The sequence below is a fragment of the Mucilaginibacter sp. PAMB04274 genome (assembly GCF_039634385.2).
Taxonomy (GTDB): domain Bacteria; phylum Bacteroidota; class Bacteroidia; order Sphingobacteriales; family Sphingobacteriaceae; genus Mucilaginibacter.
On sequence record NZ_CP155081.2, the window covers coordinates 4,217,976 to 4,235,500 of the forward strand.

Consider the following 17,525-nt stretch of genomic DNA (forward strand, 5'->3'; position numbering starts at 1 on the left):
CGCCACATACGGCGGAACCCTAATCCATCAATCCAGTTATTCAATAAATTATGAAAAAAATATCAATAGCATTTCAATTTGCCATGGCAGGAGTTATGCTTATATATACTACCTCTTGTAAAAAGAACGACGACGAAAATATCGTAGCGCCCGAAATACCGCTGGAAATTTATTCAACAGCCATTCCTACTGCAGATACCGCCGGAACCTTAAAAGCAAAAACTGCAGCCTTTTTCCCAAACATGGGTATGGCGGTAACTTATGGTCCTATGCTAAATAGTGCTGCTTACCTGGCAACGGTTAAAAGAGAAGCCAATAACATAACTTTTGGCAACGAATTAAAAGAAGGTTCGGTAGTTAGAAATAACGGTGCTTATGATTTTACAACAGCCGATGCGTTATATAACATTTGTGCAAATAACGGCTTGCAGGTGTTTGGCCATACCCTGGTATGGTATTCGCAGCAAAATGCAACCTACCTTAATTCTCTTATTGCGCCCAAATCAACCGGAACGGTTGCTACTAATGTGCTTGCAAACGGCACCTTTGAAGCCGTAAACGGCACTGATGTGGCAAATTGGAATAAGTTTAATGGTGGAAATTCATTTTCGGCCGGTACAGGCGCAAACGAAGTGCGCACGGGTAGTCATTCACTTAAAGTAGTCGTAGCAGCTTCAGGAACGGCATACTCTGTTCAGTTAGCAAGCGATTTGTTTAACACCACGGTAGGCACCACTTATACTATGACTTTTTATATCAAAGCGGCATCTGCAGGCGGTAAAATGAGGATATCAACCCAGCCAACTGCACAGTACTCCGCCGATTATAATACTACTACCGATTGGGCACCGTATACTTACACCTTTACTGCCCGGGAAGCGCAAACAAGGGTATTGTTTGATATTGGTTATGCGGCTAATACTTATTTTATTGATGATGTGACCGTAACCTACCAAACCAGCGGCGGCCCTGCAACTGCACTAACAGATGCGCAAAAAACGGCTGCTATTGACGGTGAGATGAAAAAGTACATTGTGACCGCCATGCAGCGATACGCCGGAAAGATTAAGGCCTGGGATGTGGTTAACGAAGTATTTTTGGATAATGGCGCTGTACGGACCAGCTCCAACTATACCATCCCAACAGCCAACATCACTAACCAGTTCCTGTACGGGCAGTACATTGGCAGTAAATATGATAACAATAATTATGTACTCAAAGCATTTCAATACGCTAAGGAAGCAGATCCTACTGCTTTGAGGTTTATCAATGATTATAACCTGGAATACTCGCGTGCTAAAACAGACTCTATGAAAGCCCTGGTTACGTTTATTAACCAACGCGGCGCACTGGTTGATGGCATTGGAACACAAATGCACTTAAACATTAACACAGACCCTAACGCTGTAGACTACATGTTTAAAACACTGGCCTCCACCGGCTTAAAAATCAGGATATCAGAATTAGACATTGTGCTGAATGGCGCTAAACAGGCACCGTTTGCGCCCTCGGTAAACGCGCTTGAACTACAGCGCAAACTTTACAAGTACGTTATACAATCATACATTAAAAACGTACCTGCTATACAACGTTACGGTGTTACGGTTTGGGGCGTGGCCGATAGTGATAGTTGGCTAAACACCCCAACATCGCCAGATTTCCCTTTACTATTTGATAGCAATTATAAAAAGAAACTAGCTTATGCCGGTTTTACACAAGGCCTAACCCCTCAATAACGAGGAGTTATGTTTCAATTTGTTTGGGAGGCTGCTTTATGGCAGCCTCCTTTTTTATGCTATAACCAGATATTTAAGTTTAATTTTTCACTTCAGACACCTTTCTTTTAACGGCAATGTACTCGGATGGCAGCATGTTAAATTTGGCCTTAAAAGATTTAGCAAAATAATGCGGTGTAGCAAAACCCGCCATGTAGGCAATCTGTGCGATGTTGAGATCACTTTTTTCGAGTAATACAGCCGCCCTTTCTAATTTTATCGACCGGATAAATTCAACCGGTGAAAGGCCAGTAAGTTCCAGCAGCTTATGATATAAGGCTCCCCTGCTCATTCCCAAATAGCCACTTAAATCTTCTACTGATAATTGAGAATTGTTCATATTCTCCTCTACGTACAATACCACCTTGCTTAAAAACTTCTCATTGCTTGATTCAATAACCACCTCTGAACTCGACACTTTGATTTGCTTGGTGTACGTGTTCTTCAATGTACGGTTCATGTTCAATAGGTTCCTGATGCGTACGTTCAATATCTCTGAGTTGAAAGGCTTGGTCATGTAATCGTTAGCACCCGAATTGAGTCCTTTCAATTGCTCCTCTTCCCTCGTTAGCGCTGTAAGCAATATCACCGGTATGTGGGCCGTCCTTTTATCCGATTTTATTTTTCGGCTTAGTTCAATGCCATCCATATAAGGCATACTAATATCACTCACTATTAAATTCGGATGACTGGATAACGCCTTAAGCCAGCCTTCTTTACCATTGGAGGCTTCAATTATTTTGTAATGAAGCTTTAGATTATCTTTAAGGTAAAACCTGAAATCATCATTATCCTCTACAATCAGGATGGTAAACAAATCTTCCGACCGTTGCTTCTTATCCTTTTCGGCCGTTACCTCCACAGTTTCCTGCGGCGCCTGGGTTGGCAATGGCTCTGGTAATGGCGGTACAACAGATGCCAACAGTAAAGGCAGATCAATTACAAATACAGTACCTTTTTCTAATCTGCTGGCAGCTTCAATGCTACCACCATGCATTTGTACAAACTCCTTAGTGATAGATAACCCTATACCACTACCCTGATTTAAGCCAGGCATGGTAACCGTATCATCCTGAAAAAATCTATCAAAAATTTTATCTCTTTTGTCGTCAGGTATGCCAATGCCCGTATCTGTTACGCTTATGCGCAGCCATTTATCCTCACTGGAAATTAGCAAAGCTTCTTCAACCTGTACGGTCACAGCGCCGCCCTCAGGCGTAAATTTGAATGCGTTAGAGAGCAGATTAAATATTATACGCTCAAGTTTGTCATGATCGAACGATGCGTAAAGTTGCTTTACCTGGCTTTCGAATTTGAAAGTAATACGCTTACGTTCAGCAATATCAAAAAAGGAATCTGCTGCTTCTTTCAGGAAACTGATAATCTCGCCATCGGCAAGGTTCAGTTTAAGTTCATGTTCCTCCATTTTCCTGAAATCCAACAACTGATTTACAAGGTTTAGCAACCGTCGGGCATTGCGTTTAATCATTTGCAACTGCCCTGCATTACTATTGCCGGGATCTTGCGTCAGCATTTTTTCTGCAGGTCCCATGATGAGGGATATCGGCGTTCTGAACTCGTGACTCAGGTTTGTTAGAAACTTAATCTTCATTAAATCCAGCTCGTGTAAACGCTCTGCTTCCCGCTTTTCTTGTTCTATAGCTTGCCTTGCTTTCAGCTGCTCTTGCTCCAGCGCAAACTTCTTTTGCAACTTAAGTATGCCCCTATGGCGAATGAATAATAGCAGTGCCGTAAAAAGCAGAGCGTATACGATATAAGCATAAACTGTCATCCAAAAGGGAGGCCTTATAATAATGCTGATACGTGTACTTTTATCATTCCATACACCGTCATTGTTACAGGCCTTTACCTCAAACACATACTTGCCAGGGTCGAGGTTTGTATAAGTGGCCGTAGTTGAAGGCCCTGCAGGTATCCAGTCCTTGTCAAAATCAACAAGCCTGTATGCGTACTGATTTTGTTGAGGCGCTGTGAAATTGAGGGCCACATAGCTGATGGAAAAATTCCGTTTATAATTCAACACTATTTCTTTAGCAACAGAAATTTGCTGCTGGATGGGCGACCCGGAACCGCCTGGGGTTACCGATTTATTAGCCACTTTTAAATCGGTGATAAGCACAACCGGAGGCGTTATATTGGTTTTGATTTCCAGTGGGTTGAAGTAATTAAACCCTTCAACACCACCAAAAAACAGTTCTCCGCTGGCAGTACTTATACCGGCACCGTTCATAAAAACGTTATTTTGCAGCCCATTGTAACGCGAAAAGCTCTTGAATTTTTTAGTGACCGGATCAAACCGGCTTATACCCCGGTTGGTGCTCATCCAAATCATTCCGTTTTTATCTTCCAGTATTTTATGTATTAAGCCATTAGGTAATCCATTTTTATCGGTAAATGTGCTGAAGGTATGGGTTTTCTGGTTAAGCATGACCAACCCGTCGCCACTTGTTCCTATCCAAATATTTCCCTGATGATCGGCTAATAAAGATAAAATCTTATTACTTGGCAGTTGGCTGTAATGTGCCTTATCATAAAGTATGCACTTTTTTAATTTGCGATTATATACCGCCAGTCCGGAACCATAGCTACCTATCCAAATATTACCCTGCCGGTCTTCTTCAATTGCCCTAATGAATCCGTTTAACGGAACAGCAACGTCATCAGCAGATACAGGCTTGTTAGTAAATCTCTGAAATGTACCACTTGCCGGATTATATACGCTAACGCCGCTACCGTTCGTACCTACCCACATTCTGCCCTCATGGTCTTCCTTTAAACAAAAAATGTCATCATCATTAATTTCGTTTGCTGCCCTGCCCTGCTTCACCTGCCTGTACTGCCCGCTTTGAGTATTGTATATAAACAGTCCGTTACGAAATGTGCCTATCCATAGTTGTTTTTGGCGATCAAGCGCCATAGTAAGAATTGGCAACCCTGATGAAAAGATGCCGTGAGCCGGCTGTATGTCCTGGTGAGTGAATAGTCCGGTTTTACGATGAAACAAGTTTAAGCCCCCGCCATCTGTACCTATAAATACATCACCGTTGGCAGCCTCAGCAAATGCTGTTATAAACGGGGCGCTTAGGCCAAAGGGATCAAAAGCATTACTCTGCTTTAAATTAAACAGTGTTAGGTTCTTATCGTACTTATTAATACCGCCTTCATAAGTACCCAGCCAGCAAATACCATGTTTATCAATAAAAATGCTCCTTACAGAACGGCTTGTTAAACTAAACTTATTCCGACCATCGGGTTTGTAACGGCTAACTTGGCCCGATTTTACATGGATGATATCGAGGCCGCCTTCGGTACCAACCCAAAGATTATCTTTATCCTCAGCAGCAATGGCGTATATAGTATTGCTGCTAATACTTTGCGGGCTATGTACGTTAAACTTAAAGTTTTTAAACGTTTTGTTGTCGGGCATTAACATACTCAGTCCGTTTATAGTGCCCACCCATACGTTTCCTGATTTGTCTTCAGCAATTGTATTTACGGTATCGCTAACTAAACTGCTTGGATTAGAATTGTTGTGCCGGAATGGAATGAATTGCTTTGACTGACGGTTATAATGATATAAACCTTTGTTTGTACCTACCCACATCCGCCGGTGGCTATCCTCAAACACACAAAATATAGCTTGTGAGTCCAGGCTTGCCGACATTTTAGCGTTTACCGAAAGCTTGCTGATCCTTTTTGATTCCGGATCTAAAACGTTCACGCCATCCAATGTGCCTATCCATATTTTGCCCTTATAATCGCTGCAAATAGATTTGATATCGTCACTACTGGTATTTCTGTCTCCTTTGCCCGAGTTGTAGTGCGCAAATGTGTCGCTGTTTCGGTTATAACAGTGAAGCGATCCCCCCATGGTTCCTATCCATAAACGGCCCTGCTTGTCCTCATGCAATGCAACAACTTCTTTTGATTTTAAACCAGCTGTATCTTCGGGCCGGTAGCGGTACACTTTAAAGTCTTTACCATCAAACCTGTTCAATCCTTCGTCTGTTGCAAACCAGAGTAAGCCTAACTTATCTTTACATATTGCATTTATGGTGTTAGAAGAGAGTCCGTCTTTGGATGTTAACGCGGTAAAATTTATGTTCCTTTTTTGCGCCGTTGCAGTAGTGATAAATACTGCTGTGTAAACACACACGAGCAACAGCACTTTATTGATAAAGGTTGAATAAATTTTAGAGATAAAAAACTTTGATAGCATTGATTTTTATTCAAGATTATACACGCCAAACTAAAGCCTTATTTGCAAATAGGATTTTTACAGATCACACCCGGCAATACGCTAAATGCTGGTTAACTCGGTTTTTATAATTGGTTTTGCTAAACCAAATTTATAAAAGTTAAACACATATTCAGCATGTTAATAAACAGTACAACAAAATGTGCAGCTAAATGCTGTAGTGGTTAATATCTATTAGATTAGGGCTTATATTTAGCTAAGCCTATAAACAACAAAAGCCTGCAATTGCAGGCTTTTGTTGTTTATATTGATTCGGTTTTTAAGAAGCCACTCGGTGTAACGTGACGGGCACAATGCTCTTTACGTTTCCATTATTCTTGTAACTACCTGTTAAACTAGCAAACTTTTGTTCTGATTCTTTCAGTGCTTCGCCGAGGCTACACAAGCTGTTCTGAAATGTAGACAAACTAGCTTTATAAGCGAGTAAATTGTTCCGGTTAATTTCAGCTTGTGCTTTGTTTCGGTTTATTATAGCTTTAATATATGCGGCATCCATGATTGTAACTCTGTATTCTTAAAATAATTATACAATCTCTGTTCCAATTCCCGACGGACAAAAAAAACCGATTTAAACCATAGCATGCTTAATTTTCACTGCTTCACAGTTTCCTAAAAATTAAATTAATAATAACTACATGGAAAATACTCCACTCCAAATTTGAATAAATATTATACTTAATTCATTTATATGTATTTTGCCTACCTCTATCTATATTATTAAAAACAGAAAAATTGCAGGTTTTATACCTGCATCACCAGTAACAGCAGTGCAATTCGTGCTGTTGGAATATAGTTATTGACATTAGATTAAAAGATACGACGTTAATAATATATGTCCAGTAAAAATTTTGACTCTGAATTTTGCGGCAGCTTGCCGCTGCATCATGTAAATATGATACAGCCACATGGCTATTTACTGGTGCTTCAAAAAGATAGTTTAAACATAGTTCAGGTTAGCGAAAATATAAGCGATGTTTTAAACATTGAACCTTCTGAAGTTATTAATACCTGTTTTGACCGATACATACCTCGGGAGCAATTTGAAGATTTAAAAAACAAGCTGCAAAGCGGCATACAAAACAAGATTCCTATTACAATATCCTTAAGTGATAAGTCATTATTACTATTGGTGCATACACATCAGGATTACCTGCTGCTGGAGGTGGAAAAAAACGAGCCTAACGCGCAGCGGTCTTTTATCAATGTTTTTGAAGAGATAAAGTATGTAATGGGTGCTATTGACGTTGCTACCACAGTTCAGCATGCCTGTGATATCGCCATACATGAATTAAAGCGTATTTCGGGCTTTGATGGTATTATGATGTACCGTTTTGACAAAAATTGGAACGGAACCGTAATTGCCGAAGAGAAGGAGGATGGATTAGAACAATATTTAGGCGTAACTTTTCCTGCATCTGATGTGCCTAAACAAGCCAGAAATCTCTACTTAAAAAACCCGTACCGCCTTATCCCTAACCGCGAGTATATACCCATAAAGCTATACCCGGTACTTAACCCAATTACCAACTCATTTACCGACCTGTCAGATTGTAATTTGCGCAGCGTTGCAGCGGTGCACCTTGAATACCTTGCCAATATGGGGGTTACGGCCTCAATGTCGGTCAGGGTAATTCATAACGAGCAACTTTGGGGACTAATTGCTTGTCATCATAAAACGCCGTATTATCTCAACTTTGAGATATGCTCAATTTTCGAATTATTATCGAGTGTTATTTCCAACAAAATTTCTGCGATCATCAATAAAGAAGAGTATGATTTTGTAGCTCATTTACAGGCTAAGCGTAATCGTTTAATAGAACAACTCTACGCCGACAATGACATAGCAACCGGCCTGCTAAATAATGACAATAATGTAATGAAGCTATTTAACGCTACCGGAGCTGTAGTTTATTTAAATGGCGAAATTACCACGGCAGGCAATGTACCCGAGGGCGAAGTGCTCGAAAACCTACAATTGTGGCTGCAAGCCAAAAACACCAACCAGGTGTTTGCAACCATACAACTGGCCGATATTTTTGACGAAGCCTTGGCTTTTACCGATATAGCCAGTGGCATGCTCGCCATTCCTATTGATATGGAAGCCGGCGACTACATTATATGTTTCAGACCGGAAGTAGTTAGAACAATTGAGTGGGGAGGCAACCCTAATCAAGCTGTAAATTTTGAACCTAACGGCTTAAACTATCATCCGCGCAATTCGTTTAAAAGCTGGCTGGAGACCGTAGACAAAACTTCGTTGCCCTGGCATGAACAAGAACTAAGTATTGCTGAAACTTTCAGAAGTTTTGTGTTCGAGTATAAAATTAAACAGACGCAGTAATATTCCAGCTTTCACAAAAATGTCGAAAAAAGAGTTTTTAAAGGGAAATTTTGCGGGCGCTACCGAAGGTTACGTAGTTGCCATCGGCGCATCAGCCGGCGGGCTTGAAGCTATACATGAGTTTTTCGACCATATGCCCGGTAACTCGAGCTTCTCATTTATAATTGTCCAGCATCTGTCTTCAGATTATAAAAGTCTTTTAGTTGAACTGGTATCCAAGCATACGCACATGAAGGTGTTTGAGGCTACAGAAAACATGAGCCTGCAACCCGATTGTGTTTATATAATTCCGAACAACAAACTCATGACCATTAGCCACAGCCGTTTAAAGCTGGCCGAAAAAAATCATGACAAGGCACCCAACACAGCCATTGATAACTTTTTGTTCTCATTGGCTCATGATAAGCAGGAAAAAGCTATAGCTATCATACTATCCGGAACCGGAACCGACGGCACTAAGGGCATTGAAGCAATTAAGGAATGCGGCGGAATGGTTATTGTTCAAGACCCGGAAACAGCGCGGTTTGATGGAATGCCCAAAAGTGCCATCACCTCAGGCAATGCTGATGCGATTACCTCGCCTGCACGCATGCATGAGGAGTTGTTTGCCTATGCCAGGCAAGAGCCGCTTAAAATTCTCGAAAACGGTAAAATTGACGATGCCCTGCTTAGCGAGTTGTTTCAGTTAGTGCACCAACAAAGCGGGCACGACTTTAACTTGTATAAAACGCCCACCATTATTAGGCGTATAGCACGCCGCATGAACTTTAACGGGATTTTTAAGCTGGAAGATTACGTTAAACTTTTGCGCGAAAACGATGAAGAAGCCAAGGACCTGGGTAAAGATTTTTTAATTGGTGTAACCAAATTTTTTAGAGATAAAGCCGCCTTTGATATACTGGCAAGCAAAGTAATACCCGAAATTATTGACGCTAAGGAAGACGGCGATTTACTTAAGGTATGGATTTGCGCATGCAGCACCGGTGAGGAAGCCTACTCAGTGGCCATTTTAATTGACCGTTACCTGCAAAAAACCGGCAAAGAACTCGAAGTAAAAATCTTTGCGTCGGATATTGACGAAGCCAGCTTAGAAGTCGCCTCACACAATCTTTATCCCGAAGCTATCGCCAAAGAAATAGATCCGGAGATATTAGAGCATTACTTTATTAAAGATGGCAAACACTATTCTGTTTTACCTAACATACGTAAACAGATTGTATTTGCCCGCCACAATGTAACCAAGGCACCGCCGTTTATTAAAAATGACTTAATATGCTGCCGCAATATGCTCATTTACATGAATGTGCTGTTGCAGCAAAAGGTGCTGTCTACATTTCATTTTTCTTTAAACCAGCGTGGTTATTTATTTTTGGGCTCAAGCGAAACTGCATCTAATATCAAAGACGGACTATCAGAGATAAGCAGCAAGTGGAAGATTTACCGCAAAACCGGCCCTATAGGCCATATACAACCCAATAGTTATTACACCAGCAGCGGAACAACCTCTATTTCACAACAGTTAAAAAAAACCGCACCACAAGGAACTAAAAAATCCATCGATGATGTATTCAAAGATTTTTTAACCGATGACCTTGGTTATGTTGGTGTTTTTATTGATAAGAATCACGAGATTAAAGAGACCATAGGCGACTTTAAAAAATACCTTTCGCTACCCGATAAAAAGCTGGAGCTCAATATCCTGAAGATGGTTCCCCGTGAGCTGTCATTCATGCTAAATACGGCTATTCGTAAAGTGTGGCAGGACAATGAAAAGGCCAGCTTAAAACGTATTCGTATAAAACGGAACCAGGAAGACGTTTTTGTTAACATTTCTATAAATCCCCCCGTCCAAAATTCGGCAAAGCCGCTAACCCTTATTGTATTTAACGAGGTGCAGGTTGAGTTGGACGCCAAAGATGATATTACAACCCCTACTATTGATCACAGTGAGCAGCACTCCGACTATGTAATGGAGCTGGAATCGGAATTAAACGAGGTGCGCAGCAACCTGCAAATGGCGGTTGAGGAAATGGAGACAACCAATGAGGAACTTCAATCCAGTAACGAGGAATTGCTTTCGGCAAATGAGGAATTACAGTCGAGCAACGAGGAGCTACAATCGTTGAATGAGGAGTTGCACACATTAAATACAGAGCACCAGCTTAAAATAAAGGAACTTATTGACTTAAATGATGACCTGAACAACTACTTTAAAAGTGTTGACATCGGGCAAATTTTTGTTGATGTAAATTCGCATATACGAAAGTTTAACCCGGCCGCTGTAAATATGGTTAATTTGATAGAGGCCGATATAGGCCGACCGATCAGCCATATTTCAAACAACATTAAATACGATCATTTTGCAGAGGATATTAACCGGGTACAGCGCCACCATGATCTGGTGATTGAAAAAGAGATAGAGCTAAAAAGCGGCCAGCATTGCTTAATGCGTATTTTACCTTACATACGCAAGGACAGGCAAAAAGACGGTGTAGTTATCACTTTTGTTGACATTAGCACGGTTACCGAGCTGAGTAATATAGTTTCGGGTGTATTTAGTACCAGCTTAAGTGCTGTATTGGTATTTAATGCTGTACGCAATACGCAAGGTGAAATCACCGACTTTGAATGCGTTACGGCCAATAAAATGGCATCGCAATTATTAAGCAGGCCCGAGGTTGAATTAAAACACGCCTTACTAGTTAAAAACTTACCAGAGCTTTTGCAACACAACTTATTAGATAAGTTTAAATCAGTAGTAGACACCGACACCAACCTTCAAACTGAAGTAAATTTTGACAACAAAGGCTGGTACCTGGTTATGGCTACTAAAATTGTAGATGGCTTTGCCGTAACCTACACAAATATAACCGAGCGCAAACTAAACGAGCAAAAACTTAAAAAGAATTATAACGAGCTGATCAGCGCCCGTGAAAACCTAAAATCTTTAAACAACGAGCTTGAAGATAAAATTAAGGAAAGAACCCTGCGCTTATCACAAAGCGAAGAACGTTTTAAACTGGTTTCTCAAGCTACTAACGATACCATTTGGGATTGGGACCTGGCCTCTAATGTGATGTGGCGCAGCGACAACTTTACAGCCATGTTTGGTTATCATAATAATGATGATACCAACAAAATAAACTACTGGTTTAGTAAAATACATGCCGATGACCGCCAACGCGTAGAGCAAAGTGTGCATGACGCTATTAATAACGGTAAAAATAACTGGTTAGCCGAATACCGCTTTTTAAAGGCCGACGGCACTTATACCATGATACTGGATCGTGGCAGCATATTACATGATGACTACGGTACACCGTACCGCATGGTAGGTTCTATTGTAGACATAAGCCGCATAACCGAAGCCGAAAAACGGGTAAGCAGCAGTGAGAACAGGTTCAAAAAGATTTTTGAATCAAATATGATAGGCATGCTCTTTACCGATTTTTCCGGTAATATTATTGATGCCAACGATGCATTCTTACAGATGATTGGTTATACAGCCGAAGAAGTACACAATGGCCAGGTTAATTGGGACAAACTTACCCCCGTTGAGTACATGGGTGTGAGCAACAAAGCAGTGAGCCAGTTAAAAAATAATGGTTTTTGCCCTCCGTTTGAAAAAGAATACTTCCGTAAGGATGGCACGCGCGTACCGGTTTTGATGGGTTCGGCGCGGTTGGATGATGATAATTTGGCCAATGCAGTAACCTATGTAATCGATCTGTCGAAACAAAAAGAGGTAGAAAAGAACAGGCTGGAGCTACAAGGCTTTATTAAAAAGCAGCAGGATGAATTTTACAGCATTTTCATGAATGCTCCTGCACTCATTAGCATACGCCGGGGAGCCGAGTTGCGTTACGAATTTACCAATAAGGCATTTAACGACTTTTATAACCGCAATAGCTTTATAGGTAAAACCACCCGCGAAGCACATATTGATTTTGCGAGCACACAGCTTTATGCCGGCGATAGCAAAATATTAAAAAACGGCCAAACCAAAGTTGGCAAAGCTTTGAATGTTAAGCGTATTGATCCTATAAGCGGACAACTGGTAGACACCTGGCTCGACTTTTTATTTACCCCGGTTTACAATGATAATGGCGATGTGGATGGCATTGCATTTTTTGGATTTGAGGTAACAGACCTGGTAAAGGCCCAGCAGGCCACCAAAGAGCTTATGCAACGCAAGGATGAGTTTATGAGCATTGCCAGTCATGAACTTAAAACTCCTATTACCAGTTTAAAGGGCTCGTTGCAAATAGTACAACGCCTTGCCGACCAGGAAAATGCAGTAAAGAAAATCTTCCCATTTATTGAAAAGGCGAGTAAACAAACAGGTAAACTTACAGCTTTGGTTGATGACCTATTGGATGTTACCCGTATACATGCCGGTAAAATGCGTTTCAATTATAGCTGGTTCAACGCCGGCGAAATGATACGCGAGTGCATGGAAGATACACAATCGCACACGCCGTCGCACAAATTCATCCTAAGCGGCAGCACAAACGTTCAGATTTATGCAGACAGGCACCGCTTGGAGCAGGTGCTGAGCAACTTTATGTCTAACGCCGTAAAATACTCCCCAGACTCTAAAGAGATCATTGTAACTAAAGAAGTTACCGACAACAACATGCTCAAGCTATCGGTGCAGGACTTTGGCATTGGCATCCCTCCCGAAAAGAAGGACATGGTGTTCGACCGTTTTTTCAGGGTTCAGGAATCATCACAAAAGTTTTCGGGATTGGGTTTAGGCTTGTACATCACTGCTGAGATAATTAACCGGCATAACGGCAAAATCGGGGTTGACAGCGTGGAAGGTGAGGGTTCAACGTTTTGGTTCTGCATACCACTTGTACAACCCGAGGAGGAATTGTATTAAGCTTTAAGTAACCCTTTTCATTTTTCTACTGCAAAAAATAAGCGTGCTCCTTTACAAGAGCAGGCTATAGGAATATATATAGAGTTAATTATTTTAAACTTACGTTTAATCCTTGTTTAGCGGTGCGCAATGGTGGTTTCACTTCCCATATCTCGCCTGTATAACTATCAACGCTTATGGTTGGTGTATTAACAGTTTTCAGGTACGCCTCGCGCGCTTTAAGCTTTTGTACAACTTCGGCTTGCAAATCGTGCAGCTCGTTCCAGGTCACGTCATTGCAAACTGAGTAGTCATAGCTCACTCCTGTTTCCTTTTCAATTATCTCCGCATCATAAAGCCGCAGCTTATCATGCTTGGGTACGCGGGCATGCTCTTCGGCATAACGGCGAACTTTTTTTTCTAAACTATTAAACAGTTCCTGCCCTTTTTTGGCTAATACCAGCATGCGCACACTATCCAGCTCGCCATCGGCTATAAGCTGTTCGGTATCATTCACAATGCGGGCAATAGTAGCCCTGTCCAGTTTAATGAGGCTCTCAGGAGCCAGATCTTTACCGGTAAACAGGGTTACCGCTTCGCAGGCAGGCAACTGCATGGCTAATGTATTTCTCATTTAAGCAGCTACTCCTTTTCTAATCTCTGCCTTTTTGGTCGATAACAGCTTTATGAACTGCTCATCGCCCTGCAGAGCAACGTTAGTTTTATGTATCAGATATAAAGCGGCCACATCCTTGGCTTCCTGTATAGCTGAGCGGGTATCATCCGGAATGCTGGATTTAACCGGCTCCGCCTTAGCTTGCACCTTCGGCTTAGCAGCTTTTTTCTCTTCCTTTAACTCTGATGGTTTAGCCTCGCGTGGCGGCACCATACCCTTTCCTTCTTTAACCGGTTTAACTGCGGCTTTCTGCTCTGTTGCCGGTTCTACAACCGTAGCCTCTACATCAATAAAGCCCATGTCTTCCACATCCTGGGTAAAAAACTCAGATGCATTGGTGGCCAAAAGTATCGCCCCTACAAAGGCACGCTTTTGCGCCATCTTTTGCATGGTGTTTTGCAGGCCAAGTAAATCTGGGTTCTCGGTACGCTCCACCCAACTCCAGCCGGTGGCTCCTTTACGAAACTTACCATTACCCTCGGCCTTCAACTTATCTTGAGTAGCCTGAACTGGTTTGGCTTTCTCTAACCATACATAGCGGTATTTTGGCTCAAAGCTATTTACCGAACCTTCGCACTGGGTCACTATACGGCCATCCCTATTCTTTGCGGTAGCCTTGTAGGTATAAGCTATAAATTTCGATTGTATATCCAGTACTTTATCAGTGCACTCAAACTCAACCGATAAGCCGTATAAATTCATCAGCTTTTCGGCGCCGGGTTTTAGCAATGTTGGTTTTTGTACACCGGGCACCACGCCATAATCCTGATCCTTAACCAATACTTCTTTAGTAAAAGCAATTAAGGCATTACGCATTTGGGCCATGTGTGTAATGGATGATTGCATTTCATCCGTAATTGTTGTTAATTCAAAACTATCCATTTATCCTTCTAAAATTTAAGTATTCCATTACGCAAGCAGCACACCTTGTAAGTGCCTTAACCGGATAAGATTATACTGTACATTAACTGTTAACAGGTTGAATGCTAACAGATATTAACTATTAAGCAAAGCACATACCTTGCTGTTTTTTGTGCTAAAAAGGCAGGTTTTAATGCTTAAAAATTAATTCTTAACTCCGCGCTAATTTGCCCATTTGTAAAACCGCTTTTAAAGCGTTTAAAAGCAGCTTTTTCATGTAACCTTTTATACACATATAGTAAACGAAATACTAAAAATATTAGTATACAATAATTTAAAATAATGTTACTGATTTACAACAACTTACAATCAGCACAGATGGCCATTTTGTCAGCAAATTAATTCTAAAATTGTCAGTTATTTTTTTGAATGTTTAATACACTTACCTACACAGAAATTCAATTTCAATTGCTGACCAATTGTTAAGATTTTGTCCTTGTAATTTGAATTGCATCAGAACTATTAGATGCTATATTTGTCAATAAGCTTAGACGTGCCTTAACTTCACCGTAACTACTCTGCCGCATGATTAAAACCGTTTTTATTACCAGTACCGAACCTTACAGCGGAAAATCAATCGTATCACTCGGAATCATTAACATGTTGTTGGGCAAGGCCCAAAAGATTGGCTATTTCAAGCCTATTGTAAGCCGCAATCCTGCCGAGCACAAAAGCGATCATATCCAAACTGTATTAAGCTACTTTGACTTGCCTATTACTTACGAGGATGCCTATGCGTTTAGCTGGCAGGATGCGATGCACCAAAGCGAGAATGAAAGCCAGGGCGAAATGATCGATACCATCATTAGGAAATACAAAAAGATGGAGGATAAGTATGACTTTACCGTAGTTGAAGGCAGTGATTACCAGGGCGAGGGTACTGCCTTTGAATTTGAGGTAAATGCATCAATTGCAAAAAATTTGGGTGCACCGGTCATTGCGGTTATATCGGGCGATAGTAAAACTACGGCACAAATTGTAAATGCGGCCATTACCGTTATCAGAAACTTTGAAGGCCGGGAGATACAGGTGCTGGCCCTGGTTGCCAACAAGGTAAGCGCCGAGCAGGTTGATGATGTAAGAGAGCTGCTCACAGCTCAACTACCAGCTTCGGTTATCTTAACCATCATCCCGTCTACCCGTGGTTTGCAGGCGCCTACCATGAAAGAGATTTATGATGAGCTACCCAATAGCAAATTGCTTTTTGGTAAGGAGCGCCTAACCAACCAGGTAGATAATTTTGTTACCGGCGCTATGCAGGTGCCAAACTTCCTGAATTTCATCAAAGAAAATGTACTCATTATTACGCCCGGAGACCGTGGCGACATCATTATAGCAGCGCTTCAGGCCAACCTGTCAACCAGCTATCCATCTATAGCGGGTATTGTATTAACAGCAGGTACCGAGCCCGAGGAGCCAATTATCAGACTGATTGAAGGTCTGCAAACGGTAGTGCCCATTATAGCTGTTAAAGCAGGCACCTTTCAAACCACTACGCAGATCGGCAATATCCGATCGAAGATTTCGGCTGATAATACGAAGAAAATACAGCTGGCCATTGATGTATTTAATAAATACGTAGACGTAGCCAAGCTGGATGAACGTATAGTAACCTTTAAGCACAGTGGCGGCATTACGCCACGCATGTTCCAGTACCAGCTTACCAATTGGGCTAAACGACAAAAGAAACATATTGTATTGCCCGAGGGTAATGACGAGCGCGTTCTAAAGGCTGCAGCCCGGCTAATTAGCCAGGAAATTGTGGACCTAACCATACTGGGTAACCCCGATGATATTACGGCCAATATAAAACGCTTGGGCTTAAACCTGGATGTGAGTAAACTTAACATTGTTAACCCGGCTGCCTCTAATAATTATCAGGACTACGTAAATACACTTTACGAACTTCGCAAGAATAAAAATGTAAACCTGGAGATGGCTACCGATATGATGACGGATGTGTCTTACTTCGGTACTATGATGGTTTTTAAAGGCCATGCTGACGGCATGGTATCGGGCGCGGTACACACTACGCAACATACTATCAGGCCGGCTTTGCAGTTTGTTAAAACCAAGCCCGGCATCTCCGTAGTGTCTTCCGTATTTTTTATGTGTTTGCCAGACCGGGTTTCTGTGTTTGGAGACTGTGCTGTAAATCCCAACCCTACTGCCGAACAACTGGCCGAAATTGCCATATCATCGGCCGAAAGCAGTCAGCGGTTTGGTATTGAACCACGTATTGCTATGCTATCCTATTCATCAGGCACATCGGGCGAGGGCGAGGATGTAGAAAAGGTACGCCGTGCCACTGAAATTGTAAAAACTAAGCGCCCCGACTTAAAAGTAGAAGGCCCGATACAATACGATGCCGCCGTTGATCCTATTGTGGGCAAAAGTAAGCTCCCCGGATCTGAAGTAGCCGGCCAGGCGAGCGTATTGATCTTCCCGGATTTAAATACTGGCAACAACACCTACAAAGCGGTACAGCGCGAAACCGGAGCCCTGGCCATTGGCCCCATGCTGCAAGGACTTAACAAGCCTGTAAATGATTTAAGTAGAGGTTGTACGGTGGATGATATTTTTAATACGGTTATCATTACTGCTATACAAGCGCAGGAGGGGTAATAATTAAATCCGTTATTGCAAGGAACGAAGCTATGAAGATTTTT

The 17,525-nt window shown here is 41.7% G+C and carries 7 protein-coding genes; 4 read left to right on the plus strand and 3 right to left on the minus strand.

Annotated features, from left to right (window positions below; translation table 11 throughout):
* The first annotated feature begins 50 nt into the window (after window positions 1-50).
* Window positions 51-1,736, plus strand: coding sequence for an endo-1,4-beta-xylanase (locus tag ABDD95_RS17715; RefSeq protein ID WP_345948673.1), 1,686 nt, complete (start codon window positions 51-53; stop codon window positions 1,734-1,736).
* Window positions 1,737-1,815: 79 nt separating this feature from the next.
* Here ABDD95_RS17715 and ABDD95_RS17720 read toward each other — a convergent pair whose 3' ends face one another.
* Window positions 1,816-6,015: a two-component regulator propeller domain-containing protein gene (locus ABDD95_RS17720; RefSeq protein WP_345948674.1), complete on the minus strand. Its 4,200-nt coding sequence runs from the start codon at window positions 6,013-6,015 to the stop codon at window positions 1,816-1,818.
* A gap of 871 nt (window positions 6,016-6,886) precedes the next feature.
* On the opposite strand from ABDD95_RS17720, the gene ABDD95_RS17725 reads away from it, so the two are divergent.
* Together ABDD95_RS17725 and ABDD95_RS17730 are read left to right on the plus strand one after the other, a co-directional pair.
* Window positions 6,887-8,395, plus strand: coding sequence for a GAF domain-containing protein (locus tag ABDD95_RS17725; RefSeq protein ID WP_345948675.1), 1,509 nt, complete (start codon window positions 6,887-6,889; stop codon window positions 8,393-8,395).
* A gap of 19 nt (window positions 8,396-8,414) precedes the next feature.
* Window positions 8,415-13,280, plus strand: a complete 4,866-nt coding sequence (locus ABDD95_RS17730) for a chemotaxis protein CheB (RefSeq protein WP_345948676.1) — start codon at window positions 8,415-8,417, stop codon at window positions 13,278-13,280.
* Window positions 13,281-13,368: 88 nt separating this feature from the next.
* Here ABDD95_RS17730 and ABDD95_RS17735 read toward each other — a convergent pair whose 3' ends face one another.
* Both ABDD95_RS17735 and ABDD95_RS17740 read right to left on the minus strand, forming a co-directional pair.
* The gene (locus ABDD95_RS17735) at window positions 13,369-13,893 is read right to left on the minus strand and encodes a hypothetical protein (RefSeq protein WP_345948677.1); all 525 of its coding nucleotides are present in this window, start codon (window positions 13,891-13,893) and stop codon (window positions 13,369-13,371) included.
* The gene (locus ABDD95_RS17740) at window positions 13,894-14,817 is read right to left on the minus strand and encodes a hypothetical protein (protein ID WP_345948678.1); all 924 of its coding nucleotides are present in this window, start codon (window positions 14,815-14,817) and stop codon (window positions 13,894-13,896) included.
* A gap of 564 nt (window positions 14,818-15,381) precedes the next feature.
* On the opposite strand from ABDD95_RS17740, the gene pta reads away from it, so the two are divergent.
* On the plus strand, window positions 15,382-17,481 hold the full coding sequence (gene pta, locus ABDD95_RS17745; protein WP_345948679.1) for a phosphate acetyltransferase: 2,100 nt from the start codon (window positions 15,382-15,384) through the stop codon (window positions 17,479-17,481).
* Window positions 17,482-17,525: the final 44 nt, after the last annotated feature.

What these genes read in the sequence shown, in the direction of transcription:
- ABDD95_RS17715 (WP_345948673.1), top strand. Translation starts at nt 51, where the DNA reads ATGAAAAAAATATCAATAGCATTTCAATTTGCCATGGCAGGAGTTATG.
- ABDD95_RS17720 (WP_345948674.1), bottom strand. Translation starts at nt 6,015, where the DNA reads ATGCTATCAAAGTTTTTTATCTCTAAAATTTATTCAACCTTTATCAAT.
- ABDD95_RS17725 (WP_345948675.1), top strand. Translation starts at nt 6,887, where the DNA reads ATGTCCAGTAAAAATTTTGACTCTGAATTTTGCGGCAGCTTGCCGCTG.
- ABDD95_RS17730 (WP_345948676.1), top strand. Translation starts at nt 8,415, where the DNA reads ATGTCGAAAAAAGAGTTTTTAAAGGGAAATTTTGCGGGCGCTACCGAA.
- ABDD95_RS17735 (WP_345948677.1), bottom strand. Translation starts at nt 13,893, where the DNA reads ATGAGAAATACATTAGCCATGCAGTTGCCTGCCTGCGAAGCGGTAACC.
- ABDD95_RS17740 (WP_345948678.1), bottom strand. Translation starts at nt 14,817, where the DNA reads ATGGATAGTTTTGAATTAACAACAATTACGGATGAAATGCAATCATCC.
- pta (WP_345948679.1), top strand. Translation starts at nt 15,382, where the DNA reads ATGATTAAAACCGTTTTTATTACCAGTACCGAACCTTACAGCGGAAAA.